Below are 22,951 nucleotides of genomic sequence, written 5' to 3' on the forward strand. Positions count from 1 at the left end.
GTCCTCAATCGATGCGAAGGTTCGTCTCGCGCGCGACGCGCTGCCAGACCTCGGTGTCGTCGGCGAGCAGCTTCGCCTGTTCCGCCGGCCCGCCGACCAGCAACGGCGTGCCCTGTTCGACGTAGCGCGCTGTCAGGGCGGGGTCGGAGGTTCCGGCTCGCAGCGCCTCTGCCAGGCGCGCGATGATCGGGGCTGGCGTGCCGGCGGGCGCGAACAGCCCTTGCCAGAACGTCACGTCGAAGCCCGGCAGCGTCTCCGCCACGGCGGGCACGTCCGGCAGCTGCGACATCCGTTCCTTCGACGACACCGCGATGGGCCGCGTGATCCTTTCCTGCATCAGCGGGCCGCCTTCGAGCAGCGAGGTGAACATCGCCTTGATCCGCCCGCTGCGCAGGTCGAGCAGCGCCGGGCCGGTGCCGCGATACGGCACGTGTTCCAGCTGGGCGCCGGCGCGATACGCCAGCAGCTCCACCGCGAGGTGGTTGAGCGATCCGATGCCGGCGCTGCCATAGGTGATGCCGCGCGGATCGGCCTTGGCCAGCGCGAAGAACTCCGCGAGCGTCGTCGCGGGCAGGCTGTTGTGGACGTGGAGGACGAAGATCGAGCGGTACATCGGCCCGATCGGCGCGAGCTCCCGCATCGGCTCCTTCGGCGTCAATTGCGGCTGCAACGCGGGATTGATCGCGAGCGGCGTCGCCCCGGCGAGCAGCGTGTAGCCGTCGGGCCTGGCCTGCGCGACATAGGTGCTGCCGATCGATGTGCCGGCCCCCGCACGGTTCTCCACCACGATGGGCTGGCCGAGCACGCGTTCCATGATCGGCCCGACCGCGCGCACCGCGGCGTCCGATCCGCCGCCCGGCGCATAGGGCACGACGATGGTGATCGGCCGCGTCGGCCAGGCCTGCGCGGCGGCGAGGCGCGGCGCCGCCAGCGCGGCCGCGGCCGCGAGCAGCGCGCGGCGGCCCAGGTCGTGGGTCATCGGTTTCCCCCTTCCTCGATCCTTGCGCGGGATGATGACTCCGGACCGTCCACCCCGCCAGCGTCCATCACGCCGCGGCCGCGACAGAGTTGAAGCGGCCGGGATCGAATAGCGGCAGCTCCGGCTCGCCGCCCAGGATCCGGGTGGCCAGCAGTTCGGAGATGCACGGCCCGATGGTGTAGCCCCCGCGCACGCAGGCCAGCAGCCAGGCGTCCGGCACGCCCGGCATGGCGCCGGCGAGCGGCAGGAAATCCGGCACGTGCGCCTCGTAGCCGATCCAGCTGCGGACGATGCGCGAGCCCCTGAGCGCCGGCACCGCGGTTGCCGCCAGGCGCAAATTCATCAGGAAGTTCTCCGGCACGATTGCGGTCTCGCCGCGTTCCGGGTCGCCGCGGCCCTGCCAGCCGCCGCCGATCAGCATGGTCCCGTTGTCCGACTGCTTGAGCGTCAGCAGGCCCGTGGCGTGGCCGATGGTCATCGTCGCCAGGCGCCGGATCCGCTCCGTGACCGAGACCATGTTGAAGCGCACCACGATCGGGAGTTCCACCCCGAGCATCCGCGCCAGGCGCTGCGTCCAGGCGCCCGCGGCGAGTACCAGGCGGCGCCCTTCGAAGCCTGCGCCGGATTCCGCCCGCAGCGCGAAGCCGGCGCCCGTGCGTTCCAGCGCGGCGACGCCGTCGCCTTCGAGCAGCGTCACGCCGGCCGCGACCAGCGCGGCGCGATAGGCACGGCCCGTCGCGGTGCTGTCGGCGTAGCCGTCGATCGGGCAGTAGGAGGCGAGCAGGGCGCGCGGCCCGATCGCGGGCTCCATCGCCCGCGCGCGGTCGGCCGGGATGATCTCCAGCGGCACGCCGGCCGCCTTGCGCTCGGCCATCCGCGCTTCGAGGATCGTGGCCTCGGCGTCGGTGAAGGCCAGCGTCAGGCCGCCTGTCATGTGGTAATTCACGTCCACGCCGAGCAGGCGGTGCGCGTCGGCCCAGCGTTCACGCCCGCGCAGCGCATAAGGGACCAGCGACGCCCGCTTGATCTGAAGGGACAGCGTGCCGGCGTTGACGCCCGACGCACCAGTGCCGAGCCCCTTGCGGTCCAGCAGCATCACGCGCATGCCCCCGCGCGCGAGGGCGAGCGCTGTGCCCGCGCCCATCACCCCACCGCCGACGACAAGCGCGTCGAACACGGCGCTACTCCGCGGCTTGCGCCTGGTCCAGCAGGCCCGCGCCGACCAGCGCGGCGCGGATCTTCGCCCTCTGCGCGGCGTCCAGCGACCGGATCGGCGGCCGCGTCGGCCCGCCCGGCCTGCCAAGCATGTCGAGCGCCGCCTTCACGCCGGCGGGGAAGGTGCCGATGCCGAAGAAGCCCTTCGTCAGCGTGACCATGCGAGTCTGCAGCGCGCGCGCGGCCGGCAGGTCGCCGCCCATCGCCGCCCGGTAGAAATTCGCGGACAGCCGCCCCATCACCGGCGTTGTGCTGTCCATGTAGCCCACGGCGCCGCAGGCCAGCGCGCCCAGCCCGAGCAGCGACGCATAGCCCGCGAAGACATTCGCGCGGTCGCCCACCGCGCGGATGATCTCCTGCAGCAGCAGGAAATCCTTCGATGATTCCTTGAAGGCCACGACCTTCGGATGGTCCGCGAGCCGGTCGCACATCTCCGGCGTCAGGTTGATCCCGGTGCGGCGCGGGATGTTGTAGATCACCACCGGCAGCGGGGTTTCCTTCAGCACCGCCGCGAAGTGGTCCATCACCTCCTCGAGGCCGGGCAGGATGTACCAGGGCGGCTGCACCAGCGCGAAGTCGCAGCCCGCCTCCGCGGCGTCGCGCGTCTTCTTCACGGATTCCGCTGCGAGCATGTGCCCGCAGCCCGCGACGACCGGCACGCGACCGCGCGCGGTCTCCACGGCGGTGCGGTAGACTGCGCGCCGTTCCTCGTCGGTCAGCGCCCAGCTCTCGCCGGTGCAGCCATTGACGAGGATCCCGTCCACGCCGTCGCCGATCACCGCCTCGATCAGCCGGGTGAAGGCCGGGAGGTCCAGCGACAGGTCCTCGCGGAACGGCGTGGTGATGGCGGGGACGACGCCCGTGATCCGGGACATGGCAGCGTTCCTCCTTCAGCTCGGGGCGGGCGCGGGAAGATCCAACGCGTCGTAGTCGAAATCGCCGATCAGCAGGTCGTAGGGCAGGGGCCGCAGGGGCGGACGACCAGTGAGCTGGCCCGCCGCCTCGCGCCCGGTGCCGCGCATCGCGACGAGTTCGCCGAGTGTCTCGCCGCACAGCCGGCCCTGGCAAGGGCCCATGCCGCAGCGCGTCCAGGACTTGGCCTGGTTGACGTCGCGGGCGCCGGCGTCGAGCGCCTGTTCGATCGTCGCGCGCGTGATGTCCTCGCACCGGCAGACCACCGTCTCCGGCGGGATCGCGGCATAGGCGCCGGAGCGCGGCCGCATCAGCGTCGAGATCGCCGCGCCGAAGCGCTCAGCGCGCCGGCGCGCGGCACGCGGCGCGGTCGCGGCGGCGGCATGGGCGGCGTCGCCCAGCCTTCCCGCATCCCGCGCGGAGGCCAGCCCGGCAAGCCGGCCACGCTCCTCCGCCGCGGCGGCGCCGCCGATGCCCGCGGCGTCGCCCGCGAGGTAGAGGCCGGGAAGGTTCGCCCGGAGATCCTCGTCGGTCGCCGCGATCCAGCCGCCCGCCTCGACGCGGAAGACATGCCGGGCCTGCAGCAGCCGCGTGACGGCGGTATCCGGCACCAGCCCATGCCCGAAAGCGCAGGCATCGGCCGCGATCCGCCGTCGAACCCCGGCGAGCGGGCGCCAGGTCGCGGCGTCCACCGGGGCGACCTCGACCTCCTGCAACTCGTCGGTGCCGTGCAGCGCGACGACGGCATGGCCGTGCAGGACTGGTACGCGCGATGCTGCGAGCCTCGCGCGCCAGGCGACGCCGCGCGCCAGCAGGTCTGGCCGCGAGGCCAGCGCGCCGAGGTGCGCGAGCCAGTCGCCCTGGCGCGCCAGGTCCACCACCGCCGCGACCTCGCCGCCCGCCTTCAGGATCCCCGCCGCAACGGCGAACAGCAGGGGCCCGACGCCCGCCACGACCGTGCTCCGCCCCGGCAGCACGGCCTCGGCTTTCAGCATCACCGTCGCGGCGGCGAGTCCGACGACGCCGGGCAGCGTCCAGCCCGGCGCAGGGATCACGCGCTCATGTGCGCCCGTCGCCAGGATCAGGCGCGGCGCCTCATGCACCTCCGGCCCGTCTGGGCCGACGGCGTGCACGCGGTAGCCGGGCTCGACGAACCAGGCGCAGCGCGACGGCAGGTGACGCGCGCCGCTGGCGGCCAGTTCGGCGCGGAGCGCATCGCCGCGCGCCTGCTCCACCGAGGGAGGCATGGTGAATACCGGGGCGCGATAGACCTGGCCGCCGGGTTTCGCCTGCTCGTCGAGCAGCGCGACCGCCAGGCCGCAGCGCGCGGCCTGCGTCGCCGCCGCCGTCCCGGCGGGGCCGGCGCCGAGCACGATGACGTCATGCCCGTGGCTCGCCGTCGCGTTCATCCCTGGCGCAGCCGCACGACGAGGCCCTCGGCCACGCGCGCCTGGCAGGACGGCACGGTGGCACCGTCGACCTCCACGACGCATTCCTGGCAGATGCCCATGCCGCAGAACATCCCGCGCGGGCCGCCGCCGGGGCTGCTGCGCAGGCGCCTGATGCCGTCGGCCCAGAGCGCCGTCGCGACGCTCTCGCCCGCGAAGGCCTCGACCGCGCGCCCGTCCACCGTGATTGTCACCGCCTTGCCGCGCGCGGCACCGGCGATGCGGAGAGAGTCAGTGGGCATGATCGCAGTCCGGCATCGCTGCTCGCGTCACCTTGGCATCGCCCCTCGAACCGTGGTTCCCATAACAACGCCAACACGGCGGCAGGACAAGACAGCATGACCTTCGACGCTCGGCGGGCTTCCGCGGTGCTGCATCGCGATCTCCGGCACACGCCGCCTGTCGCGGTGGCCGGCGAGGGCAACTGGATCATCGACGCAGAGGGCAGGCGCTACCTCGATGCCAGCGGCGGCGCGGCGGTGTCCTGCCTCGGCCACAACCATCCTCGCATCGTCGCGGCGGTGCGCGAGCAGCTCGGCCGGCTCGAATACATCCACACCTCCTTCTTCACCAACGAGCCGAGCGAGGCGCTGGCGCAGGCGCTGGTGGACCGCGCGCCGGCGGGCTTCGGCCAGGGCCGCGTCGCCTTTCTCGGCAGCGGGTCGGAGGCGATCGAGGCCGCGCTGAAGCTCGCCCGCCAGTATTTCGTCGAGCGCGGCGAGCCGCAGCGCGGCCGCTTCATCTCGCGTCGCGGCAGCTACCACGGCAACACGCTCGGCGCGCTCGCGGTCGGGGGGCATGCCGGGCGACGGAAACTCTACGCCCCGATCCTGATCGAGACCTCGCAGATCGCGCCCTGCTACGCCTACCGCGGCCAGCGCGAGGACGAGACGCTGGAGCAATACGGCCTGCGCGTCGCCGACGAACTCGACGCGGAGATCCGCCGGCTCGGCCCGGAGACGGTCGCCGCCTTCCTCGTCGAACCCATCGGCGGCGCGACGCTCGGCAGCGTGGTGCCGGTGCCGGGCTACCTCGCGCGCATCCGCGAGATCTGCGACCGTCACGGCGTGCTGCTGATCGCCGACGAGGTGATGTGCGGCATGGGGCGCTGCGGCGAGTGGTTCGTCTCCGGGCAGGAAGGCATCGCGCCCGACATGATCACCGTCGCCAAGGGCCTCGGCGCCGGCTTCCAGCCGATCGCGGCGATGATGGCGAGCGAGCGGGTGGTGCGCGCAATCGAGCAGGGCTCCGGCCTGCTGGCCCATGGCCATACCTATATGAGCCATGCCGTGGCCTGCGCGGCCTCGCTCGAGGTGATCCGCATTATCGAGGACGAAAGCCTGCTCGAGGCCGTGCGCGACCGCGGCGCCCTGCTGTCGCGCCGCCTGCACGAGGCATTCGGTCAGCATTCACATGTCGGCGAGATCCGCGGCCGCGGCCTGTTGCAGAGCCTGGAACTCGTTGCCGACCGCGAGAGCAAGCGGCCCTTCGACGCGCGGTTGCGACTGGCCGCGCGCATCAAGGCGACGGCGCAGGAGAGCGGCCTGATCTGCTATCCCTCCTCCGGCACGGCGGATGGCACCAATGGCGACCACGTCCTGCTGGCGCCGCCTTTCACCGTGACCGAGGCGGAGGTGGAGGCCATTGTCGCGATGCTCGGGCGTGCCATGGAGCGCAGCCTGCGCGCCGCCATGCAGGGCTGAAGCCCGCCAGCGGGCTGCCTCGATTCAAGGCGTGAACTCGTTGCACTCCGCCACCATCTCGCCGGAGGTCACTGCCGACCAGGTCTTGCGGATCGCGGCGACGTAGGCCGGGCCGACGGGCGACCGGATCACTTCGACCTCCCGTCCGTCCAGCGCCACGACGCGGCCGATCGGCTGGTCCTTCGCCACGATCGCGCCCGGGCCGATGAAGGCCTCGAACAGCCCGCCGCGCGTGTTGTTGACCAGCGTGCAGCGGTCCACCACGGCGCGGGCGCGCCGCACCGGCCGGCCGGGCAGGATGCCGATCGCGGCGGCGATGCTGCGGATGGACCGCGCAAAGAGATCGGCATGCTCGTCGCTGACCTGCGCGGCGCCGCCGCATTCGACGATCACCATCGGCACGCCGCGCCGAGTGGCCTGCGCCATCATGGAGTTCTGCAGCCAGATGTCCGTCGCCGCCCAGACGGTCGCGACGTCGGCCGCCCCGGCCAGCGCGAAGGCGCGCTTCGCGGCGTCCGACCCGTCGGCCCAGCAGAGCGAGTAGTGCGGCACATGCGACCGGTCGCCGCCGGAATGCAGGTCCAGGATGGCGTCGGATACGCTGCACGCAGCCTTGATCAGGCGATGCGCGACCTGGCGGGTATGCGGCCCGTCCTCGGCGCCGGGAAAGACGCGGTTCAGGTTCTCGCCGTCGAAAGGCGTGTTGCGCTGCTGAGCGAGGAAGGCGAGCGGATTGGCCGTGAGGACCCCGATGATCGTCCCGCGCATGCTGCCGAGATCCAGCGCTTCGATGAACCGGTGCAGTCCGACGATGCCGCCGACCTCCGCGCCGTGCACGCAGCACTGGATCCAGAGCGTCGGCCCGTCCTGCGCGCCGCCGAGGACGATCACGGGCGAGCCGATCGGCATGCCATCGGGCCCGTAGCCCAGCGTCAGTTGGCCATCCGTCCGCGCGCCGGCGCGGCGCTCCAGCCCCAGCGCGGCGATCGCGGCGTCACGCATCGGACCCCTCCCAGCCCAGCTCGTCGTTGAGCTCGCCGATCAGCGCGCCGGAATGGACGGGCAAGTAGGGCCGCCCGATCGCGGCGACGAAGGCCGGCTTCTTCGCGCGGATCACCTCGCGCTCGTCGCCGAACGCGTCGATGATCCGGCCGAAGACCGCGCCCTCTGCGAGCGAGGCGCCCACAGCGCATCCCGGCACGAAGAAGCCGCCCTGGCGCGAGAAGACCAGGTCGCAGGATCCGATGCGGCGGATGCGCTTCGCGCGCGGCGCCGCGCCGGGCAGGATAGACAGCGCGCGGGCCGCCCCCTCGATCGAGGTCGCGAAGGCCTCCACGTGCTCCTCCGGCATCGCGCCGCCGCCGCCGCATTCCACGATCACGGCCGGCATGCCGCGCGTCGTGAGCTGCACCATCATCGCGCCCGACAGCCAGGCGTCGGTGGCTTCCCACACCGTGTCCGCGCCGATCGCTCGTGCCAGGTCGCCGGCGCACCGCGACGCGTCGGATCCGTCGGCCCAGTACAGCGCGTAGAACGGCACCACGCATTCGACGCCGCCGGAGTGGAAATCCAGCACCGCAGCCGCGACGGACTCCGCCGCCGTCAGCAGGTGATGCGCCATCTGCCGCGTGACCGCGCCGGCGGGCGCGCCGGGGAAGACGCGGTTCATGTTCTCACCGTCCTGCGGCGTATTGCGGAGTTGCGCTCGGAAGGCCAGCGGGTTCGCCGCCAGCACCCCGACCACCGCGCCCGACATGCGCGCCAGGTCCATCCGCCGCAGCGCCCGCGCGATGCCCAGCGTGCCGCCGGTCTCGCCGCCATGGATCGCCGCCTGCACCCACAGCACCGGCCCGGGCCGCGCGCCGGTCGCGACCATGACCGGCGAGGCGATCGGGCCGGCGATGTGATCGCCGAGCCGAAGCTCGCCGCGCGTCACCTCGCCCGGCACAAAGCGCGCGGTGCCGACGCCCTCGGCGCGGAAGCCGGCGACCATCCTCAGACCTCCCTGGGGTCGAGGCCGATATGCACCAGCGTGTCGCCGGAGGAGACGACCGGCCCACCATTGACGGACAGCACGATCCCGGGATGCGGCGCGGTCGCCTGGCCGTCGATGTTGCCATAAGCGTCGTAATAGGTGCCGATGACCTGGCCCTTCTCCAGCCGATCGCCGCAGGCGACGCTGCGCTGGAACAGCCCGCCGCGCTGGAAGGTCACCCAGGCGAACGTGGAGAAGTAGTAGAGCTTGCCGTGGTCCTTCACGGTCCCGTCCAGCATGCCCAGCGCGCGCATCGCGTTGCGCGTGCGCTCCGCCGCGTCGGTCACGGCGTCGTCGGTGAAACCGCGCAGCTTGCCCCCGCATTCCGCGATGTAGGAGGCGATGCCGTCGCGCGCCGCCACCATCATCGCGGAGCCCGCAAGCAGCGTCGTCGGCGTCGGCAGCGTGGCGCGATAGCCGAAGGCGCGCGCGACGCGCTCAGACAGCGCCTCGACCTCGCCGCCGACCTTCGGGAACAGCGCCCAGCGCACATCGGGCGTGGAGGCCGTGTGGAAGTCGATCAGGACGTTGGCGTAGCGCTTCAGCGGTTCGTAGATGCGGTGCGCCATCTGCTGGGTGAAGCTGCCATTCGGGTCGCCCGGGAACTGCCGGTTCAGGTCGCCGCCGTGATAGATCTCATAGGGGCTCATCCGCTGGCGCGCCTGCGACGCCGAGATGTTCAGCATGGGCAGGGCGACGACCGTGCCCTTCAGCGTCTTCGGGTCGAGCGAGCGCAGCACCTCGTGAATGATGTAGGTGCCGCAGAATTCCTGGCCGTGCACGCAGCCATGCAGCCACAGGACGGGGCCGTCCGTCTCGCCCTGGACGATGACGACGGGTGCGTTGAGCGGCGACCCGTCCGGCGCGTCGGCGATGTGCAAGAAGCCCTTCGCGACGCCGGGGGCGGCGGAGCGGGCGGTGCCGACAATGATCTCGCGAGCCATGGCGTGCCTCCCTCAGGCCTGACGGGGATCGAGGCCGATATGCACGAGCACATCGCCCTGCGGGATGATCGGTCCTGGGTGGCATGCCAGCACGATGCCGCTGGCCGGCGCGCGGGCCTCCCCGTCAGGGTCGCCATGCAGCGTGCGGTAGAGGCCGACGACGTCTCCCTTCTCCACGCGCTGGCCGCATTTCACCGTCGGCGCGAAGATCCCGCCGCGCGGCGCGGTCGCCCAGTGGAAGTTGGAGAACAGCGTCAGCGGGCCATGGTCGGCGACGGCGCCGTCCAGCAATCCGATCGCGCGCGCGACGTTGCGCAGTCGCTCCGCCGCTTCCTTCACGATCTCCATGCTGAAGGTGCCGCCGATCCCGCCGGCCTCCACGATGAAGGCGGGAATCCCGTCGGCGCCGGCCGTCATCATGGCGGAGCCGTTGAGCGTGCCCGGCGGCGTCGGCAGCGTATGCGCATAGCCGAAGGCGCGCGCCATGACCTGCCCGACGCGGCTGACCTCCCCGCCGTGGTCGGCATAGAGCGCCCAGCGCGTATCCGCGGTGAAGGCGGTGTGGAAATCCACGAGATGCGTCGCGTGAGCCTTGAGGGGAGCGTAGATCGCGGCCGCGATCTGCTCCGTCGTGCCGCCCTCGGCGCGGCCCGGGAAGCAGCGGTTGAGATCGCCGTTGTTGAAGCCCTCGAAGGGGCTGACGCGGCGCAGCAGGCGGAAGCCCGACAGGTTCAGCATCGGCAGCGCGACGACCGAGCCCTTCAGCGTCGCGGGATCCAGGCTGCGCAGGAATTCGTGGATGATGTAGGTGCCGCAGTATTCGTTGCCGTGCACGCAGCCATGCAGCCACAGCACCGGCCCGTCGGCCGGTCCGCGCAGGACCACGACGGGGATGTCCACCGGCGCGCCATCGGGCATCCAGCCCGTGGTCAGGCGGCCTTCGTAGCGGCCCGCTGCGTCCGCGCGCACGGTGCCGACCTCGATGGGCTTCATGCTTCCTCCCTCTTCCCTTGCGCGGGCCCGCGTCACAGCCGCATGGCGGTGCGCAGGCCGACCAGTCTTTCGACCACCAGGCCGAAGACGATGATGAGCAGGATCTGCAGCGTGGTGATCGCCGCGACCACCGGCGAGCTCTCCCAGGAGATGAAGGCGAAGATCTCGACCGGGAGCGTGGTCATGTTCGGCCCCGACAGGAACAGCGCCATGTAGACGTCGCCGAAGGAGATGATGAAGGCGAAGATCAGTGCGGAGAGCACGCCCGGCGCGATCAGCGGCACCGTGACCTCTGCCAGGACGCGCAGGCGCGAGGCGCCGAGCGTATGCGCCGCGGCCTCCAGGTCCGGATCCACGCTCTCTAGGCTCGCGATGATGCCCGCGATGGTGAAGGGCAGGCAGATCATCACGTGCCCGACCACCAGCACCCACAGCTCCGGCACGGAGACGAAGTTCAGCGCGAAAAGCAAGGAGAGGCTGATGATGATGTGCGGCACCATCATCGGCAGCATCGTCAGGGACTGCGCGACGTTCCGTGCGCGGCCGAGATGCCGCACCAGCGCATAGGCCGTGAGGAAGCCGATCGTCGTCGCCAGCACCGCCGCGACTGCGCCGAGCCAGAGGCTGAACTTGAAGGCGGACAGGAACGAATCGTTCTCCAGGAAGTCGCGATACCAGCGCAGCGAGGCCTGGCTGATGGCGTAGGTGCTGCGCTGGTCGGGACTGAACGACGCGAAGACGACGATCAGGATCGGCAGCAGCAGGAAGACGTAGAGCAGCGTGATGAAGAGCCCGTAGCCGTAGCGCCAGGCCGGACCGAGGTTGACGCGCGGCTCCTCGATGCGGGGGATCGCGGTGGCCGCGACGGCGCTTCCATCATCGGGCACGGCCGGTTCTCCGGAAGTAGAGGAAGATGACGGAAAACTGGCAGGCCAGCAGCACGGCCGCGACAGCGGATCCGAGCGGCCAGTTGAAGGTGGACAGCACGAGTTCGTAGATCTGCTGCCCCATCATGCGGAAGTTCCGCCCGCCGAGCAGCGCCGGCGTCACGATGGAGCCCGCGGTCAGGGTGAAGACCAGCGCCGAGCCCATCACCATCCCGGACCGGCTGAGCGGCAGCGTGACTTCGAGGAAGGCGCGCCAGGGCCGCGCGCCGAGAGTGGACGCCGCCGGCACCAGCGAGGGATCCTGCGCGACGAGGGAGGAGAAGATCGGGAAGGTCATGTAGGGCAGCATGATGTGCACCAGCGCGACAATCACCGTGCCCTCGGTGTTCAGCAGCTGCAGCGGCTTGCTGGCGATCCCGAGCCCCACCAGCACCTTGTTCACCAGGCCTTCCGAGCCGAGCAGCACGATCCAGCCATAGGTGCGCACGATGACGCTCGTCATCAGCGGCGCGATCACGAGGAAGAGCAGGAAGCCGCGCAGCGCGGCCGGCGCGCGCGACAGGAAATAGGCCAGCGCATAGGCCAGCACGAGCGTCGCGACGGTGACAATGGCCGCGACCCGGAAGGTGTCGAGGACGATGCCGCGATAATAGGCGTCGAGGAAGAGCCGCGCGTAGTTCTCGCCGGTGAGGACCGGCACATAGAGCTGCGCCGGCGCGAATTTCATCAGGCTGACCGACAGGAAGTAGCCGAGCGGGGCGAGCAGGAAGACCGCGTAGATCAGCCCGATCGGCGAGAGCAGCAGCGCCGCGAAGCCGGCCGTGCGCGCTTCCGGATCGCGCGTCATGCGCCGCGCGCCGGTATGGCGCGGCTTTCGCGGAAGCGCGCACCGATCCGCGCGCCAGCGTCGATCGTGCGCGTCGCCTCCAGGTTCGGGACGGCGCAGTGGAAGACCTGGCCGGAACCGCCGGAGAGACCCAGCAGGATGCGGTCGCCCTGGAAGACGCGCCGCGTGACCGTGACGTCGGTCGTCTCCGGCGCGCCGGGCGGCGTGATCTCGATGCGCTCCGGCCGGATCATCAGGATGGCGCGGTCGCCGGCGGCGAGCCCCGGTCGCACGGGGCGCGCCGGCACTTCCAGCCCGCCCGCGGCGATGACCACGTCCTCGCCCTGCAGCCGCGTGACGGCTCCTTCGATCAGGCTGGCCTCGCCTATGAACTCCGCGGCGAAGCGGGTCTGCGGGGCGTCGTAGAGCTCGTCCGGCGATCCCACCTGCTCGACATGGCCCGCATTCATCAGCACGACGCGGTCCGACATCTCGAAGGCCTCGTCCTGGTCATGTGTGACGAAGATCGTCGTGATGCCGAGGCGCCGCTGGATGTCGCGCAGCTCGAGCCGCATGCGCTTGCGCAGCAGGGCGTCGAGGTTCGACAGCGGCTCGTCCAGCAGCAGGATGGACGGCTCGATCACCAGCGCGCGGGCCAGCGCGACGCGCTGCCGCTGCCCCCCCGAGAGCTGGTGGGGATAGCGTGCCTCCACGCCGGGCAGGCCGACGATGTCGAGCATACGCCGCACGCGCTCCGCGATCTCGGCCTTCGCGACCTTCCGCATGCGCAGGCCGAAGCCGACATTCTCCGCGATGGTCCGATGCGGGAAGAGCGCGTAGTTCTGGAAGACCAGTCCCATGTCCCGATAGGGCGGGGCGAGGCGCGTGATGTCGCGCCCGTCCAGCACCAGGCGCCCCTCGCTCGGCGTCGTTAGCCCCGCGATGATGTGCAGCGTCGTCGTCTTGCCGCAGCCGGAGGGGCCGAGCAGCGTCAGGAACTCGCCCTTCGCGACCTCGATGTCCACGGGCCCGAGGGCAGTGACGGGCCCGTAGCGCTTGACGACCTGCTGCAGGCTGAGGATCGGCTGCACTGCGCTATCCTCAGCGGGCCTGCAGCACCTCTCGGTTCCAGCGTTCCGCATACTGGTCGCGATAGGCGAACATCGTCATGTAGTCGGTCTGGCGCTGCAGCTTGCCCAGCAGCTCCAGGTCCTGATCCGTCATGCGCATCCGCGCGAGGTCGGGCGGCAGATTGCGCATCGCCTCCATGTTGGTGGGCGGATAGCCCGTGAGGCGCGAGAACTCGATCTGCCTCTCCGCATCCAGCGTCACGTCCAGGAAGCGCTCGGACAGCGCGATGGAGCCGGGCGGCCGGTTGGCGATCAGCGCGGTGTTCCAGATCCAGGACAGCCCGCCCTCCTTCGGAATGCGGAACTCCACCGGCGCGCCGGCGGCGGCGGCCTGTTCGATGCGGGCGCCGAAATGCGGACAAATCCAGACCTCGTCGGCCAGGATCAGCTGCCGCGCATGCTCGACGTTGTTCATGATCTTGACGTCGTTCTGCGCGAACAGCGCCTTGAAGCGCTCCACCCCGGGATCGATGTTCTCCAGCGTGCCGCCGATGGCGATGTTGATGGCGTGGAACACCTCCTCGCCCACCCAGTTCCAGGCGGGGAAGCCGACCTTGCCCTTGAAGGCGGGATCCCAGAGGTCGTTCCAGGAATCCACGTTCCGCCGGATCTGGCGCGTGTTGACCATCATGCCGTAGGGCGTGTGCACCTTGCCGACGAGGTGTTCGTAGCGGAAGGCCGGGTGGATCTTTGCGGTGTTCGGGATGCGGTCCGACGGCCAGGGCAGGTAGATGCCCATCGCGCCGAGCTGGCCGCTGCGCGTCTGGCTGGAATGGCTGACATCCCATTGCGGACGGCGCTGCTGCGCCATGATCATCGGCTCCTGCGCGATGCCGAGGCGCCAGACCAGCTCGATGCGCTGCTGAGCCGCGAAGGGCTCTGCGAAGGTCTTGCTGACGAAGTCCTTCCAGCTGCCGCCGGCCATGACGATGCGCAGCTCTCGCGCGAGCTGCTGCGCGAGGGCGGGTCGCGACAGGCCGGCGGCGCCGATCGTGGCGGCGCCCAGCAGCGTGCGGCGCGACAGCTTGTCAGGCGGGTTCTGCATGATGCGCTCCGTGATCCTGGTTTTCGGGAATCGGGTTGCGGTGCGCCGGCGCGCCGCGCGCCAGCCAGTTGCGGTCGCCGAGCATGGCGCCGATCGCATGCGCTTCCGCGCGCAGCCGTGCCGCGATGCGCGCGCGGGTGACGCCGTCCGCCGCAGCGGCCGGAAAGGAGACGGAGAACGCGACGGTCTCGCCGCTGGTGCTGTCGCGCACCGCCGCCGCGGTGGCCATGACTCCGGGCGTGCTGGTGCTCAGCGAGTTCGCGCAGCCGCTGCGCCGGATCTTGGCCAGCTCGTCCAGCGCCTCCGCCGCTCGCGGCGCCCATTCCTGGTCGCGCGCGATGACGGCCAACGCGCGCTCATCCGTGCCGTAGGCCAGCAGCACGCGCCCGGCGGAGGTCTGGAAGGCCGGCACGCGCTCGCCCACGTCGCGCACGAGGCGGAGCGGGTAGTGCCCGTGTCGGCGCCGCAGGATCAGCAACTCGTCCGTGTCGAGCTTGCAGATGTAGCCGACGAAGCCGAACTCGCCGACCAGCCGCTCGACCGCGGCGTCCACCTGGTCGAGCAGGCTGTTGCAGGAGAGATAGAGGCCCGCGAGTTCGAAAGCGCGTGGCCCCACGACATAGCCCGCCCCCTGGCGCTCCGGCGAGAGCATGCCGTGATCGGCCATGGCGCGCAGCAGGCGCGAGGCCGAGCTCTTCGGGATGTCGAGCGCGCGGCAGACCTCGCCGACGCGCAGCACGGGCCGCCGCTTGTTCAGCAGCCCCAGCACGCGCAGGCCCTTGTCCAGCGAGCTCATGCGGCAGATCGCGCCTCTCTATGGTGTTCCATATAGAGCAACGGGATTGACACATATGGTGCGCATCATCTTCGCTGTCGGTCAACGGCAGGGATGCGTGCATGCTCAGGATCGGCATCGACATCGGCGGCACCTTCACGGATTTCGCGATCTGGAACGACGAGGGCGATGGGTATGTCCTGATCGACAGCCGCAAGGCGCCGACTTCGCGGCCGAACTTCGCGGAAGCCGTGACGCGCGGCATCGAGGAGATCGTGACGGCTGCGGGCCTCACGCGCGACGATCCGCTGCTGGTGGTGCATGGCACGACGGTCAGCACCAATGCGGTGATCGAGCGGTCGCAGGCGCCGATCGCGCTGATCACGACGCAGGGCTTCCGCGACATCCTCGGCGTGGCGAGGCTGAGGCTCGACAAGCCCGTCGATCTCTTCAACCGTCGCGTCGTTCCGCTGGTCCCGCGCGAGCGCGTCTTCGCGGTGAGGGAACGCGTGCTGGCCGATGGCAGCGTGGACACCGCGTTGGACGAGGCCGAGGTGCTGGCAGCCGTCCGCACCGCGCTCGATCGCGGCGCCCGCGGTGTCGCGATCTGCTTCCTGCACGCGCACCGCAACCCCGTGCACGAGAAGCGCGCGATCGAGATCATCCGCGCCGCGCATCCCGGGCTGGAAATCATGGCCTCGCACGAGGTCTGGCCGCAGCAATCCGAATACGAACGCGCGGTGCTGACGCTGCTGAACGTCTATGTGAAGCCGCTGATGCAGAGCTACATCGCAGAGATCGACGGCTTCCTGCGCGACCGCTTCCCCAACGCCAAGCTCTACATCACGAAGTCGAATGGCGGCGTGATGTCGGCCGAGGAAGCGCGCCGCCTGCCGATCCACACGCTGCTGTCGGGTCCTGCGGCCGGCGTGACGGCGGCGCAGACGCTCGGCGGCTATCTCGGCCTCGATCAGATCCTGACGCTCGACATGGGCGGCACCTCCACCGACGTGTCGCTGATCGACCGCGGCCGCCCGCTGATCACCGGCCAGGCGGAGGTCGGCGACTTCCCGCTGCTGATGCCGGTGACCAGCGTGGAGGCGATGGGGGCGGGCGGCGGTTCGATCATCTGGCTCGATGGCGGCATCCTCAAGGTCGGGCCGCGCAGCGCGGGCTCGAAGCCCGGCCCCGCCTGCTACGGCATGGGCGGCGAGCAGCCCACGCTGACCGACGCCTATCTCCTGGCGGGCTATCTCTCTCCGGATGGCCTGCTCGGCGGCAGGCTGAGGCTCGATCGCGGCCTTGCGGAGGCTGCCTTCGCGCCCCTTGCCGCGGCGCTCGCCATGGACATCGTCGCCGTCGCGGAAAGTGCGATCGACGTCGCGACGTCGAACATGCTGGCGAAGATCAGCCCGTTTCTCGCGCGCATGGGGGTCGGGGCGAGCGACCTCACGCTGATGATCTTCGGCGGCGCCGGTGGCGTGCATGGTCCGATCCTGGCCGACGAGGTCGGCATCCGCCGGATGGTGGTCCCGCGCGTGCCCTCCGTCTTCTGCGCCTTCGGCGGCCTGGTGTCGGACCTCGTGCACGATGCCGTGCGCACGGTGCAGGGCGACGCGCTGGACGGCGACGCGCTGCGCACTGCCTATGCCACGCTGGACGAGGAGGGCCGCGCCTGGCTGCGGCGCCAGGCCCATGCCGGCCAGATCCTGGCGACCGAGCAGCTGCGCCTGGCGGAGATGCGCTATGCCGCGCAGTCCTTCACGATTCAGATCGACCTGACCGAGGCCCTGCGGGGTGGCGAGGCCGCGATGCTGGAAGCCTTCCACGTCGAGCATGAACGCCTCTTTGGCCATGCCAATCGCGAGGCGCCGGTCGCCATCGACACGCTGCGCGTGCGCACCACGGGCAGGCAGGCCAAGCCCTCCGGCGATCCGCTGCCGCCGGCCGACATCGCGCCGCCGACGCCTGTCACGCGCCGCGCCCTGCGCTTTGGGCGCGCCTGGGTGGACGACGTGCCGATCTACGACTGGGGTGACCTGCCGCGCGGCTGGCAGGCGCAGGGCCCGGCGATCGTCCAGCAGGACCTCGCGACCATTCTGGTTCCCCCCGGCTATGCCGTGCAGCTCGGCCTGCGCGGCGATCTCGAACTGGCGAGGCAGTGACCATGGATCCCGTCCAGACCGAGATCATGAAGAACCGCTTCACTGCGATTGCGGAGGAAGCCTCCACGGTCGCCTACCGCACGGCGCACACCACCTTCGTCAAGCAGACGCAGGACTTCCAGGTCGCGCTCGCCCGCGTCTCCGGCGAGTTCTTCGCCTTCCCAATGATGACCGGCGTCACCTCCGGCAGCGGGCAGACCATCGTCGGCCTCACGCAGCACTTCCCGCTCGAGGAACTGCGCGAAGGCGACGTGCTGATCTCCAACGACCCCTTCAGCACCTGGGGCGTGGTGACGCACATGATGGACATCCATCTCGCCCGCCCGATCTTCGTGGATGGCGAGTTGACGTGCTGGGCCTGGTCCTTCGTGCACGCCTCCGATATCGGCGGCGCAGTGCCGGGTTCGATCTCGCCCGATCTCTACGAATGCTTCCAGGAAGGCCTGCGGCTGCGCCCGACCAAGCTGGTCCGCGCCGGCGTGCTGAACCAGGACGTCGTTAACATCCTCAAGGACAACAGCCGCATCGGCGATGCCGTCTGGGGCGACCTGGAGGCGCTGATGGCCGCGATGCGCCTGCTCGACAGGCGCATCAACGAGCTCTGCGTCAAGGTCGGCAAGGAAGTCTTCCGCCGCGGCGTCGACGACGTCATGGCCTATACCGAAATGCGCGCGCGCCGCGTGATCTCCGGCCTGAAGGATGGCACCTATGCCTTCGCGGATTATGTCGAGGGCGATGATTCCGGCGAGGCCGTGCAGATCCATTGCCGGCTGACCATCAAGGGCGACCAGGCCGAGATCGATTACACCGGTTCCTCGCCGCAGGTGCATGCGGCCTTCAACTTCACCTGCGGTGGCCGCACGCATCCCTTCCTGACGCTGGGGCTCACCAACTACATCCAGACAGTGGAGCCCGGCATCCCGATCAATGGCGGGATCATGCGGCCGATCAGTGCCCATGCGCCGGCTGGCACGGTGATGAATGCGGAATTCCCGGCGGCGATGGGCAACCGCTTCGTCGCAGTGATGCGGACCTACGACACGCTGATCGGCTGCCTCAACCAGGCGATCCCGGGCGGCATCGCGGCCTGCGGCGCCGGCCAAGCCGGCATCATCGCGACGGGCTGGATCGAGCCCGACACCGGCCGCAACCGTGTCGCGGTGGTGGAGCCCTTCTGCGGCGGGTCCGGCGGCCGCGTGCGGGTGGATGGCGTGGATGCCACCGACACGATGATCGGCTTCCTCAAGAGCACGCCGATCGAGCATGTCGAGACCGAGACCCCGCTCGTCGTCCGCCGGCACGAACTCGTCCCCAGCCGCTTTGGCCATGGCCGCTACCGCGGCGGCGCCTCCATCGCGATCGAGTTGCAATCCATGGCGCCGGAAGCCCGCATCACCTGCCGCGGCCTCGATCGCTTCCGTTTCCAGCCCTGGGGCGCCTTCGGCGGCCATGCCGGCACCAACACCGTCACCACCCTGAACCCGGATGGCAACGCGCAGAACATAGGCCGCGTGAAGGTGCTGACGCTGCAGCATCGCGACGTCCTGCGCATGGTTTCCTCCTCCGGCGGCGGCTTCGGGCCGCCGGCGCTGCGCGATCCCGCGCTGGTGCTGCGCGACGTGCTCGACGACATGCTGACGGCGGAGGAGGCGCGCGCGATCTATGGCGTGGTGATCCGCGACCGCGCCGTCGACACCGCCGCGACAGAAGCGCTGCGCGAAACCCTGCCGCGCGACGCCGGCTATGCCGTGAAACATGGCCCGGCGCGCCAGGCCTATGAGAAGGTCTGGCCGGTCGAGCGGAGCGTGGCGCTGGCGAAAGAGGTGCTCGCCGCGCCGCCCGGGCTCCGCCGCGCGTTGCTCGCCCGCAGGCGCCGCGAGGCACTCGCCGCGGATTGAGGAGCCTGAGTCCGCGTCTCTGGAATCGCGGCGGATCGGTCTGCTCAACGCGCATCAAGAAAGCCGGATCGCGCCAAACAGACGCGATTCGGCCCACACTTCTAGGCACTTCGTGGCATCTGCCGTGCCGGATGGCGGCTAACGGCAAGTGGTGATCAGACGGAACACTACATGTCGCACCAGGCAAGTGCGCAGGTCTGCGGCCATGACCCAGCGAACACCGAGGCGCGAGCGCGCCACCGGTTTGAGCGCCGCGCCCAAGGGCGCGCCCCTGCTTGTTCTCGATCCCTGACCATCGACCGCGCCGGGCCGACGGGGCATGCTGGTGGCGATGCTGCTCGAGATCTGCGGCCTGACCACCGAGATCGTTACAGGACGGCGAGGGGTGCGCGCGCTGGCCGGCATCGACCTGTCCGTTGCGCAGGGCGAGGCGGTCGGTATCGTCGGTGAATCCGGCAGTGGGAAGAGCATGCTGGCGCTGGCGTTAATGGGCCTGCTGCCGCCGGCGATCCGCGTGACCGCGGGGCGCATCCTCTTGGATGGGAATGACCTTCTGACGCTGGGCGAGAGAGGCATGCGCGCGGTCCGCGGCGCGCGCATGGGCCTGGTCTTCCAGGAACCGATGACCGCCCTGAACCCGCTGCAGAGCATCGGCACGCAGGTCGCCGAGGTCCTCACCACGCATCGTCGTGCGAAACGCGCCGAGGCTTGGCGGCTGGCGGTCGCGCTGCTGGATCGGGTCGGCATCCCCGACGCGGCGCGCCGCGCCGGCGAGTATCCGCACCGCCTCTCCGGCGGTTTGCGCCAGCGCGCCGTGATTGCCATGGCGCTGGCCTGCGATCCCGCCTTGCTGGTGGCGGACGAGCCGACGACGGCGCTGGACGTCACGATCCAGGCGCAGATCATGGATCTGCTGGCCGATTTGCGACGTGAGAGGGGGCTCGCCGTGATGCTGATCAGCCACGACCTCGAACTCGTCGCGGGCTTCGCCGACCGCGTCGCGGTGATGTATGCCGGTCGCATCGTGGAGCAGGGACCGGCGAGGGAGGCGCTGACCGCCCCGCGGCATCCCTACACGCGCGCGCTGCTCGGATCGATCCCGCGGATCGACGGTGATGAGGCGCGGCTGCCAGCAATTGGGGGCCTGGTGCCGCGGCTGGATGACCTGCCGCCGGGCTGCGCCTTCGCACCGCGCTGTGCGCTCGCGATCGAGGCCTGCGGCGCGGCCCCGCCGGCGCTGACCGGCAGCGCAGTTCACCAGGCCGCCTGCATCCGCGCGGCGGTGCCGGCATGACGCTTCTGCGGGCGGAGGGACTGACCAAGAGCTTCCCGGCCGCACGGGGCGTCCTCGACGCGCTGGCACGTCGGCCAGCCCGCGAACTGCGCGCGGTGGATGGCGTGGACCTCGAACTGAAGCGGGGGGAGACGCTAGGCCTCGTCGGTGAGAGCGGATGCGGCAAGTCCACGCTGGGGCGGCTCATGATCCGGCTGACCGAACCCAGCAGCGGCCGCGTCTGGTTCAATGGCGAGGACCTCACGACCTTCGACGATGAGAAGCTGCGCCGCGCGCGCCGGCGTTTCCAGCTTATATTCCAGGACCCCTACAGCTCGCTCGACCCCCGCATGTCCGTGCGCGACAGCCTGTCAATACCGTTGCGCTTCGCTGGCGTGGCTCAGGCGGAATGGGGGCCGCGACTGACGGCGCTGCTCGGCAAGGTCGGCCTGCCCGTGGAAGTGCTGGACCGCTATCCTCACCAGTTTTCGGGCGGGCAGAGGCAGCGCATCGTGATCGCGCGGGCGCTCGCGACCTCTCCCGACCTTGTTGTATGCGACGAGCCCGTCAGCGCGCTGGATGTCTCGATCCAGGCGCAGGTGGTGAACCTGCTGAGGGACCTGCAGGCGGAACTCGGCCTGACCTATCTCTTCATCTCGCACGACCTGCGGGTGGTGCGGCACATCTCGGACCGGGTCGCAGTGATGTATCTCGGCCGCATCGTGGAGAGCGCGCCGAAGCGAGAGCTCTTCGCCGCGCCGCGCCATCCCTACACCCGCGCGCTGCTCGCCGCCGTGCCGCGCGCGGATTCCACCGGGCGCCGTGCGAGCCTGTCGGGGGAGGTGCCGTCCGCCGCCGCGATCCCGTCGGGCTGCCGCTTTCACCCGCGCTGCCCCCGCGCCACGGCGCTGTGCCGCGAGGAGGATCCGGCGCTGCGGGAACTCGCACTCGGGCAGGTGGTCGCCTGCCATCATCCGCACGATTCCTGATCAGTCCCTGGGGTCGAAGTGTTCCCGCAGGCCGTTGCCCAGGAAGTTCACGCCCCAGACCAGCAGCACGATCGCCGCCCCCGCGAGGTTCGCAATCCACGGCGCGACAAACAGGCGTTCGCGCCCCTCGGCCAGGATGTTGCCCCAAGTCGCGGCCGGGGGCGCCAGGCCGAGGCCGAGGAAGGACAGCGCGGTCTCCTGCAGGATCATCTGCGCGACCTGCAGCGTGGCGACGACACTCATCACCGGCAGCAGATGCGGCAGGATGTGGCGGGCGACGATGAAGCGGCCCGTCGCGCCCTGCGACACCGCGGCCTCCACGAAGGGACGCTCGCGCAGGCTGCGCGTCAGGCCGAAGACGACGCGGGCATGCACCATCCAGCCTGAGACGCCGAGCACCAGCACTAGGTTCAGCGCGCTGCCGCCGATCGCGGCGACCACGAGGATGGCCAGCAGGATCTCGGGGACCGCTAGCTGCGCGTCGGCGAGGCGCATGATCAGCGCCTCCGCCCGGCCGCCGCGCCAGCCCGCGACGAGGCCCATCGTGGTCCCGATCGTCGCAGCCAGCAGCATGGACGCCACGCCGACCATGACGGACAGGCGCGATCCGAAGACGAGGCGAGACAGCAGGTCGCGGCCGAAGTTGTCGGTGCCGAGAGGATGGTCGATCGACCCGCCATTGTCCCAGGCCGGCGGCTTGAGCCGTAGCATAAGGTTCTGGCGGTAGGGATCGTACGGCGCGATCAGGTCGGCGAGCAGCGCAACCGCAACGATGCCGCCGACGATGATCCCGCCGATCCAGATCTTGGTCCGGCCCTTCACACCCGCACCCGGGGATCCAGCAGAGCCTGCACCACATCCACCAGCAGGTTGGTAACCATGATGACCAGGCTGACGATAACGACGCCGGCCGCCACGATCGGCACGTCGCGCTGGTAGATGCTGCCAATCATCAACCGTCCGATGCCGGGCCAGGCGAAGATGGTCTCCGTCACGATGGAGCCCGCGATGAGGTGCCCGATCTGTAGCCCAAGCAGCGTGATGATCGGGTTCAGCGCATTGGGCAGCACATGCCGCAGCAGCACGCCGAGCGGCCCGACGCCCTTCGCCCGCGCCGTGGTCGAGAAGGGCTCGCGCTTCGCCTCCAGCACGGCGCTGCGCGTGACCAGGATGAAGTTAGGCAGCAGATAGGCGGAGAGGGTGACCGCCGGCAGCACGAGATGCGCCGGCGTCCCCGAGCCCGAGGTCGGCAGCCAACCAAGTTCCAGGGCAAAGGCCTGAATCAGCAGCAGCCCGAGCCAAAAGCTTGGCATGGACTGGCCAAGCACGGCGAGCGCGGACACCACGTGATCCGCCAGCCGGTCTTTCAGGCTGGCCGCGACCAGCCCGCCAGAGACGCCGAGTACCACCGCGATCAGCAGCGCCACCGAAACCAGTTCCAGCGTCGCGCCGACGCGCTCCAGCACGACGGGCAGGGCGGGCTGCTGGTGCGACAGGGACAGGCCGAAATCGCCGTGCAGCAGGTCCCAGACGAAGCGCAGGAACTGCAGCGGCAGCGGCTGATCGAGCCCCAGTCTCTCCCGTAGCGCGGCGACATCCTGCGGCGTGGCGTTGACGTCGAGGAACAGTTCGACGGGATCTCCGGTGATCCGCAGCACCACGAAGACGACCAGCAGCACCAGGCCCAGTGTCGGGACCATCAGCCCGATGCGGCGAAGAACATAGCGCGCCATG

21 protein-coding genes are annotated in these 22,951 nt (G+C 70.4%); 5 read left to right on the forward strand and 16 right to left on the reverse strand.

Annotated elements, in window-relative coordinates; all coding sequences use genetic code 11:
• Positions 1–4: 4 nt before the first annotated feature.
• From ACLF3M_RS28115 to ACLF3M_RS28135, 5 genes are all read right to left on the reverse strand, one after another.
• Entirely contained in the window at positions 5–979 is a 975-nt protein-coding gene (locus ACLF3M_RS28115; RefSeq protein ID WP_430660320.1) for a Bug family tripartite tricarboxylate transporter substrate binding protein, read from the reverse strand.
• Between the two features lie 67 nt (positions 980–1,046).
• Positions 1,047–2,156, reverse strand: a complete 1,110-nt coding sequence (locus ACLF3M_RS28120) for an NAD(P)/FAD-dependent oxidoreductase (RefSeq protein ID WP_430660321.1) — start codon at positions 2,154–2,156, stop codon at positions 1,047–1,049.
• Between the two features lie 4 nt (positions 2,157–2,160).
• Complete coding sequence (dapA, locus tag ACLF3M_RS28125) at positions 2,161–3,069, reverse strand: 4-hydroxy-tetrahydrodipicolinate synthase (RefSeq protein ID WP_430660322.1); 909 nt, start codon at positions 3,067–3,069, stop codon at positions 2,161–2,163.
• Between the two features lie 15 nt (positions 3,070–3,084).
• Positions 3,085–4,515 carry an FAD-dependent oxidoreductase gene (locus ACLF3M_RS28130; protein WP_430660323.1) on the reverse strand — a complete coding sequence of 477 codons (1,431 nt, stop codon included), beginning with the start codon at positions 4,513–4,515 and terminating at the stop codon, positions 3,085–3,087.
• Positions 4,512–4,796: a (2Fe-2S)-binding protein gene (locus tag ACLF3M_RS28135; RefSeq protein WP_430660324.1), complete on the reverse strand. Its 285-nt coding sequence runs from the start codon at positions 4,794–4,796 to the stop codon at positions 4,512–4,514. The genes ACLF3M_RS28130 and ACLF3M_RS28135 overlap by 4 nt, the downstream gene beginning before the upstream one ends.
• A gap of 96 nt (positions 4,797–4,892) precedes the next feature.
• Here ACLF3M_RS28135 and ACLF3M_RS28140 point away from each other — a divergent pair, with 96 nt between their 5' ends.
• On the forward strand, positions 4,893–6,257 hold the full coding sequence (locus ACLF3M_RS28140) for an aspartate aminotransferase family protein (RefSeq protein ID WP_430660325.1): 1,365 nt from the start codon (positions 4,893–4,895) through the stop codon (positions 6,255–6,257).
• A gap of 24 nt (positions 6,258–6,281) precedes the next feature.
• On the opposite strand, the gene ACLF3M_RS28145 is transcribed toward ACLF3M_RS28140, so the two are convergent.
• From ACLF3M_RS28145 to ACLF3M_RS28185, 9 genes are read right to left on the reverse strand one after another with little or no spacing between them, the layout of a single operon-like run.
• Positions 6,282–7,259, reverse strand: coding sequence for a succinylglutamate desuccinylase/aspartoacylase family protein (locus tag ACLF3M_RS28145; RefSeq protein ID WP_430660326.1), 978 nt, complete (start codon positions 7,257–7,259; stop codon positions 6,282–6,284).
• Positions 7,252–8,250, reverse strand: coding sequence for a hypothetical protein (locus ACLF3M_RS28150; RefSeq protein WP_430660327.1), 999 nt, complete (start codon positions 8,248–8,250; stop codon positions 7,252–7,254). The genes ACLF3M_RS28145 and ACLF3M_RS28150 overlap by 8 nt, the downstream gene beginning before the upstream one ends.
• Before the next feature lie 2 nt (positions 8,251–8,252).
• The gene (locus ACLF3M_RS28155; RefSeq protein ID WP_430660328.1) at positions 8,253–9,236 is read right to left on the reverse strand and encodes a succinylglutamate desuccinylase/aspartoacylase family protein; all 984 of its coding nucleotides are present in this window, start codon (positions 9,234–9,236) and stop codon (positions 8,253–8,255) included.
• A gap of 12 nt (positions 9,237–9,248) precedes the next feature.
• Positions 9,249–10,229: a succinylglutamate desuccinylase/aspartoacylase family protein gene (locus tag ACLF3M_RS28160; protein WP_430660329.1), complete on the reverse strand. Its 981-nt coding sequence runs from the start codon at positions 10,227–10,229 to the stop codon at positions 9,249–9,251.
• A gap of 32 nt (positions 10,230–10,261) precedes the next feature.
• Complete coding sequence (locus ACLF3M_RS28165) at positions 10,262–11,116, reverse strand: ABC transporter permease (protein WP_430660330.1); 855 nt, start codon at positions 11,114–11,116, stop codon at positions 10,262–10,264.
• Positions 11,106–11,963 (reverse strand): ABC transporter permease, encoded by an 858-nt coding sequence (locus tag ACLF3M_RS28170; protein ID WP_430660331.1) that lies wholly within the window; start codon positions 11,961–11,963, stop codon positions 11,106–11,108. Before ACLF3M_RS28170 ends, ACLF3M_RS28165 begins: the two co-directional genes overlap by 11 nt.
• The gene (locus tag ACLF3M_RS28175; RefSeq protein WP_430660332.1) at positions 11,960–13,033 is read right to left on the reverse strand and encodes an ABC transporter ATP-binding protein; all 1,074 of its coding nucleotides are present in this window, start codon (positions 13,031–13,033) and stop codon (positions 11,960–11,962) included. Before ACLF3M_RS28175 ends, ACLF3M_RS28170 begins: the two co-directional genes overlap by 4 nt.
• 10 nt (positions 13,034–13,043) lie before the next feature.
• Entirely contained in the window at positions 13,044–14,117 is a 1,074-nt protein-coding gene (locus ACLF3M_RS28180) for an ABC transporter substrate-binding protein (protein WP_430660333.1), read from the reverse strand.
• Entirely contained in the window at positions 14,101–14,913 is an 813-nt protein-coding gene (locus tag ACLF3M_RS28185) for an IclR family transcriptional regulator (RefSeq protein WP_430660334.1), read from the reverse strand. The genes ACLF3M_RS28180 and ACLF3M_RS28185 overlap by 17 nt, the downstream gene beginning before the upstream one ends.
• A 101-nt stretch (positions 14,914–15,014) precedes the next feature.
• Here ACLF3M_RS28185 and ACLF3M_RS28190 point away from each other — a divergent pair, with 101 nt between their 5' ends.
• The 4 genes from ACLF3M_RS28190 to ACLF3M_RS28205 all read left to right on the forward strand — a co-directional run bounded on the left by ACLF3M_RS28190 (position 15,015) and on the right by ACLF3M_RS28205 (position 21,217).
• Complete coding sequence (locus ACLF3M_RS28190) at positions 15,015–17,057, forward strand: hydantoinase/oxoprolinase family protein (RefSeq protein WP_430660335.1); 2,043 nt, start codon at positions 15,015–15,017, stop codon at positions 17,055–17,057.
• Between the two features lie 2 nt (positions 17,058–17,059).
• Positions 17,060–18,955 carry a hydantoinase B/oxoprolinase family protein gene (locus ACLF3M_RS28195; RefSeq protein WP_430660336.1) on the forward strand — a complete coding sequence of 632 codons (1,896 nt, stop codon included), beginning with the start codon at positions 17,060–17,062 and terminating at the stop codon, positions 18,953–18,955.
• A 331-nt stretch (positions 18,956–19,286) separates the two neighbouring features.
• A complete protein-coding gene (locus tag ACLF3M_RS28200) occupies positions 19,287–20,249 on the forward strand; it encodes an ABC transporter ATP-binding protein (RefSeq protein WP_430660337.1) in 963 nt (320 codons plus the stop codon).
• A complete protein-coding gene (locus tag ACLF3M_RS28205; RefSeq protein ID WP_430660338.1) occupies positions 20,246–21,217 on the forward strand; it encodes an ABC transporter ATP-binding protein in 972 nt (323 codons plus the stop codon). Before ACLF3M_RS28200 ends, ACLF3M_RS28205 begins: the two co-directional genes overlap by 4 nt.
• Here the strand turns inward: ACLF3M_RS28205 and ACLF3M_RS28210 are convergent, their stop codons facing one another.
• Positions 21,218–22,039, reverse strand: a complete 822-nt coding sequence (locus ACLF3M_RS28210; RefSeq protein WP_430660339.1) for an ABC transporter permease — start codon at positions 22,037–22,039, stop codon at positions 21,218–21,220.
• Positions 22,036–22,950: an ABC transporter permease gene (locus ACLF3M_RS28215; protein ID WP_430660340.1), complete on the reverse strand. Its 915-nt coding sequence runs from the start codon at positions 22,948–22,950 to the stop codon at positions 22,036–22,038. The genes ACLF3M_RS28210 and ACLF3M_RS28215 overlap by 4 nt, the downstream gene beginning before the upstream one ends.
• Between the last annotated feature and the right edge of the window lies 1 nt (position 22,951).

This window comes from Falsiroseomonas sp. HW251 (assembly GCF_050563545.1).
GTDB lineage: Bacteria > Pseudomonadota > Alphaproteobacteria > Acetobacterales > Acetobacteraceae > Falsiroseomonas.

Excerpts from the sequence above, each read along its gene's own strand:
- ACLF3M_RS28155 (WP_430660328.1), bottom strand. The coding sequence starts at position 9,236 with ATGGCTCGCGAGATCATTGTCGGCACCGCCCGCTCCGCCGCCCCCGGC.
- ACLF3M_RS28140 (WP_430660325.1), top strand. The coding sequence starts at position 4,893 with ATGACCTTCGACGCTCGGCGGGCTTCCGCGGTGCTGCATCGCGATCTC.
- ACLF3M_RS28190 (WP_430660335.1), top strand. The coding sequence starts at position 15,015 with ATGCTCAGGATCGGCATCGACATCGGCGGCACCTTCACGGATTTCGCG.
- ACLF3M_RS28130 (WP_430660323.1), bottom strand. The coding sequence starts at position 4,515 with ATGAACGCGACGGCGAGCCACGGGCATGACGTCATCGTGCTCGGCGCC.
- ACLF3M_RS28195 (WP_430660336.1), top strand. The coding sequence starts at position 17,060 with ATGGATCCCGTCCAGACCGAGATCATGAAGAACCGCTTCACTGCGATT.
- ACLF3M_RS28185 (WP_430660334.1), bottom strand. The coding sequence starts at position 14,913 with ATGAGCTCGCTGGACAAGGGCCTGCGCGTGCTGGGGCTGCTGAACAAG.
- ACLF3M_RS28145 (WP_430660326.1), bottom strand. The coding sequence starts at position 7,259 with ATGCGTGACGCCGCGATCGCCGCGCTGGGGCTGGAGCGCCGCGCCGGC.
- ACLF3M_RS28170 (WP_430660331.1), bottom strand. The coding sequence starts at position 11,963 with ATGACGCGCGATCCGGAAGCGCGCACGGCCGGCTTCGCGGCGCTGCTG.
- ACLF3M_RS28160 (WP_430660329.1), bottom strand. The coding sequence starts at position 10,229 with ATGAAGCCCATCGAGGTCGGCACCGTGCGCGCGGACGCAGCGGGCCGC.
- ACLF3M_RS28115 (WP_430660320.1), bottom strand. The coding sequence starts at position 979 with ATGACCCACGACCTGGGCCGCCGCGCGCTGCTCGCGGCCGCGGCCGCG.
- ACLF3M_RS28205 (WP_430660338.1), top strand. The coding sequence starts at position 20,246 with ATGACGCTTCTGCGGGCGGAGGGACTGACCAAGAGCTTCCCGGCCGCA.
- ACLF3M_RS28215 (WP_430660340.1), bottom strand. The coding sequence starts at position 22,950 with ATGGCGCGCTATGTTCTTCGCCGCATCGGGCTGATGGTCCCGACACTG.
- dapA (WP_430660322.1), bottom strand. The coding sequence starts at position 3,069 with ATGTCCCGGATCACGGGCGTCGTCCCCGCCATCACCACGCCGTTCCGC.
- ACLF3M_RS28135 (WP_430660324.1), bottom strand. The coding sequence starts at position 4,796 with ATGCCCACTGACTCTCTCCGCATCGCCGGTGCCGCGCGCGGCAAGGCG.
- ACLF3M_RS28180 (WP_430660333.1), bottom strand. The coding sequence starts at position 14,117 with ATGCAGAACCCGCCTGACAAGCTGTCGCGCCGCACGCTGCTGGGCGCC.
- ACLF3M_RS28200 (WP_430660337.1), top strand. The coding sequence starts at position 19,287 with ATGCTGCTCGAGATCTGCGGCCTGACCACCGAGATCGTTACAGGACGG.
- ACLF3M_RS28150 (WP_430660327.1), bottom strand. The coding sequence starts at position 8,250 with ATGGTCGCCGGCTTCCGCGCCGAGGGCGTCGGCACCGCGCGCTTTGTG.